Source organism: Gemella bergeri ATCC 700627 (assembly GCF_000469465.1).
Taxonomy (GTDB): Bacteria; Bacillota; Bacilli; order Staphylococcales; family Gemellaceae; genus Gemella; species Gemella bergeri.
In genome coordinates, this window is the sequence record NZ_KI271868.1 from 1 (window position 1) to 3,804 (window position 3,804).

At 28.3% G+C, this 3,804-nt stretch carries 4 protein-coding genes; 3 read left to right on the forward strand and 1 reads right to left on the reverse strand.

The features are described 5' to 3' along the window. Positions 1–446: 446 nt before the first annotated feature. The 3 genes from HMPREF1983_RS06445 (at position 447) to HMPREF1983_RS06455 (ending at position 2,999) form a co-directional block, all read left to right on the forward strand. Entirely contained in the window at positions 447–1,166 is a 720-nt protein-coding gene (locus HMPREF1983_RS06445; RefSeq protein ID WP_021753502.1) for a metal ABC transporter ATP-binding protein, read from the forward strand. A 1-nt stretch (position 1,167) separates the two neighbouring features. Beyond that, complete coding sequence (locus HMPREF1983_RS06450; protein WP_021753503.1) at positions 1,168–1,995, forward strand: metal ABC transporter permease; 828 nt, start codon at positions 1,168–1,170, stop codon at positions 1,993–1,995. A gap of 65 nt (positions 1,996–2,060) precedes the next feature. Then, complete coding sequence (locus tag HMPREF1983_RS06455; RefSeq protein WP_040461226.1) at positions 2,061–2,999, forward strand: metal ABC transporter substrate-binding protein; 939 nt, start codon at positions 2,061–2,063, stop codon at positions 2,997–2,999. Between the two features lie 286 nt (positions 3,000–3,285). Here HMPREF1983_RS06455 and HMPREF1983_RS06460 read toward each other — a convergent pair whose 3' ends face one another. Further along, positions 3,286–3,450 carry a hypothetical protein gene (locus HMPREF1983_RS06460; RefSeq protein WP_162790163.1) on the reverse strand — a complete coding sequence of 55 codons (165 nt, stop codon included), beginning with the start codon at positions 3,448–3,450 and terminating at the stop codon, positions 3,286–3,288. Positions 3,451–3,804 lie beyond the last annotated feature (354 nt).

Consider the following 3,804-nt stretch of genomic DNA (forward strand, 5'->3'; position numbering starts at 1 on the left):
TAATAATTTCACTATTAATATCTTAATAAATTATTTATCACCCTTTTTAGAAAAAAATTTATTTTTCTCTTGTTTTTTGTATATACTTCTGATACAATTATTAGTGAAGTAATTGTTATATTACTTCGAATGTTCTTTTATTATAAGTCTCCCTAGCTTATAATAAAGACTTTTCATATTTACTCCCTTATTTCTACCTTACAATATTTTTTGTAAGGTAGGTTTTTTTATTTTATATTTTCCCACAAATAATATACTCCTATTGTAAAATATATTGTTTCTTACTTTTATTGAATATTTAGAAAATTATTTTATATCACCTTACTCAGTAATATGACTTCTTAATTTTCCTATCATTTTCACTACAGTTCCAAAAATTTTCCTTGACTTATAATGTTTCCTAGGGTAAACTATTGTGTAGAAGTAAAAGATAGGAAGTGGGAATTATGATTGAAATAAAAAATTTATCCGTTACTTATAAATTGGTACCGGCGCTTGATAATGTATCGTTAAATATAACCGATTCCAATATAATCGGAATTATCGGACCAAATGGCGCAGGGAAATCTACTTTATTAAAGGCTATGCTAGGTATTATTAATTTTACCGGTAATGTTAATATTGATAATAAAGATATAAATTTATCATTAAAAAATATTGCTTATGTCGAACAAAAAATAAATATAGATTATACTTTTCCAATTAAAGTAAAAGAGTGTGTTTCCTTAGGTTTATATCCGAAAATAAAACTATTTCACGGTTTGAAATCTGAGGATTGGAAAAAGGTTCAAAAAGCATTAGAAATTGTTAATTTAACCGAATTTTCCGAAAGACAAATTAGTGAATTATCCGGTGGGCAATTTCAAAGGGTTCTAATAGCCAGATGTTTAGTTCAAGAAGCGGACTATATTTTTTTAGATGAACCTTTTGTCGCAATTGATTCTGTGAGTGAAGATATTATAATGAATACCTTAAGAGAATTAAAAGCACAAGGTAAGACTATTCTTATTGTTCATCATGATTTGAGTAAGGTAAAATCTTATTTTGATAAAATACTTATTCTTAATAAACAACTTATAGCTTTCGGGAATACCGATGATACTTTTACTAAAGAAAATCTTAAAAGAGCCTATGGTTCTAATATTTTTGTAACAGGAGGGGAATAATATGATTAAAGAATTTATAGATGGTTTATATAATTATCATTTCTTGCAAAACGCTCTGATTACAGCTATTATTATTGGTATTGTAGCAGGTGCGGTTGGTTGCTTTATTATTCTTCGCGGTATGTCTTTGATGGGGGATGCTATTTCTCATGCTGTCTTACCGGGTGTTGCCGTGTCTTTTATTCTGGGTATCAACTTCTTTATCGGAGCCATTGTTTTTGGGCTTTTGGCATCTGTTATTATTACTTATATAAAAGGAAACTCTATTATTAAAAGTGATACCGCTATTGGAATTACCTTTAGTTCATTTCTTGCACTTGGGGTTATTCTTATAGGAGTTGCTAACAGTTCAACAGATTTATTTCACATCTTATTCGGTAATATTCTTGCCGTTCAGGATATTGATATGTATATCACCATCGGTGTAGGTATCTTTGTCTTGCTTATAATAAAGTTATTTTTCAAAGAGTTATTAATAACTTCTTTTGATGGATTACTTGCACAGGCTATGGGTATGAAAGTTAATTTCTATCATTATCTTCTAATGATTTTATTAACGTTGGTTTCTGTTACCGCTATGCAAAGTGTTGGTACTATTTTAATAGTTGCTATGCTTATTTCACCGGCTGCTACAGCTTATCTTTACGCAAACAGTCTAAAAGTTATGATAATTTTATCTTCAACAATAGGGGCTGTATCTTCTGTGTTAGGATTATTTATAGGTTATTCATTTAATATTGCTGCAGGTTCCAGTATTGTATTAACATCTGCCGTTATATTTGTTGTCAGCTTCTTCATAGCACCAAAACAACGTTTTTTCAAACATTAAATAAAATTATTTAATGTTTTTATAAAAAATTATTTTAATAAAGGAGGACCTATAATATGAAAAATATTAAAAAATTAGGTTTTATTTCTCTTCTTTTGGCATTAGTTGTCGGGCTTTTCGCCTGTTCTGCAGGTCAAAAGAACAATTCAAATACCAGCGAAACTACTAAACTTAAAGTCGTCGCTACCAACTCTATTATTGCCGATATTACTAAAAATATTGCCGGCGATAAAATTGATTTACACAGTATAGTTCCGGTTGGGCAAGATCCCCACGAATATGAGCCTTTACCTGATGATGTGAAAAAAACTTCAGAAGCTAACTTAATATTTTACAATGGTATAAATCTTGAAACAGGCGGCAATGCTTGGTTTACAAAACTTGTAAAAAATGCTAATAAAACAGAAAATAAAGATTATTATGCTGTAAGTGATGGTGTTGAAGTTATCTATTTAGAAGGTAAAAATGAAAAAGGTAAAGAAGACCCTCACGCATGGTTAAATCTTGAAAACGGAATGATATATGCAAAAAATATAGCTAAACAATTAATAGAAAAAGATCCAAAAAATAAAGATTTTTATGAACAAAATCTTAAAAACTACTTGGAAAAATTAACAAAATTAGATAATGAAGCAAAAGATAAATTTAATAATATCCCTACCGAGAAAAAAATGATTGTAACTAGTGAAGGTTGCTTCAAATATTTCTCTAAAGCATACAATGTACCATCAGCTTACATTTGGGAAATTAACACCGAAGAAGAAGGGACACCTGAGCAAATCAAAGCACTTGTAGAAAAACTTCGTAAAACTAAAACTCCGTCATTATTTGTTGAAAGTAGTGTAGATGATCGCCCAATGAAAACTGTATCTAAAGATACTAATATACCTATTTATGCTAAAATCTTTACAGATTCTGTTGCTGAAAAAGGTGAAAGAGGAGATAGTTACTACGATATGATGAAATGGAATTTAGATAAAATTTCTGAAGGACTTGCTAAATAATGTGGTCGATTCAATTAAATCAAAATCAAAATACTAAACCTATAGATCATATATTAGTGCAACAAAGTGAAATAACACAATATATACTTAAATTAAAATTACTATAGTTACCAAATAATAATTACTCAAAAAATACCTAGAGGTTGATTAATCAATCTCTAGGTATTTATTATCTTATTCTCAATTTGTTTCAAAAACGCTCTAAATATAACGTTTTAGCCGTTTTATACAGAGATAACTGCCCAAAATTTTAGGTAAAAATGTGGATATTTTGCGGATATATTATTTAGTAAATATATTTATTAAATAAATTAGTTTCATCTAAATTTCTAGCTACCTTCTCTAAAATATCATCTGTTGAATATCTTTCAAAAAATTCAGATTTGTTAAAAGTTTTGCCTACTTCAAAATCCTCAATCATTTTATCAACTGTTTTATTATTGATAAGCAATTCAAATTTCACCTCGGTGTAAATAATGTTTTCATCGCCAAACCACTCTTTACAATAAACTTTTTTAATTTTCATAGGGACAAATGCAATATCTAATCCTAACTCTTCAATAATTTCAGAAATTGTTAAATCTTCCTCCTCAAATTTGACATCACTACAAATTTTTACTTTTTTATTCCCGTTTACATAATATCACTTTTTATTTTCTAATTTTAACATTTTTTATTCTCCTTTTTTGTTTAAATAATATTCATGAAGTTTTTTAGCGACTTTCAAAGTCATGTTCTCAATAGAATATTTTCCACTTCTATAATTTTGAATAACACTTAACGCAACGCCAGTATCTTTTGATAT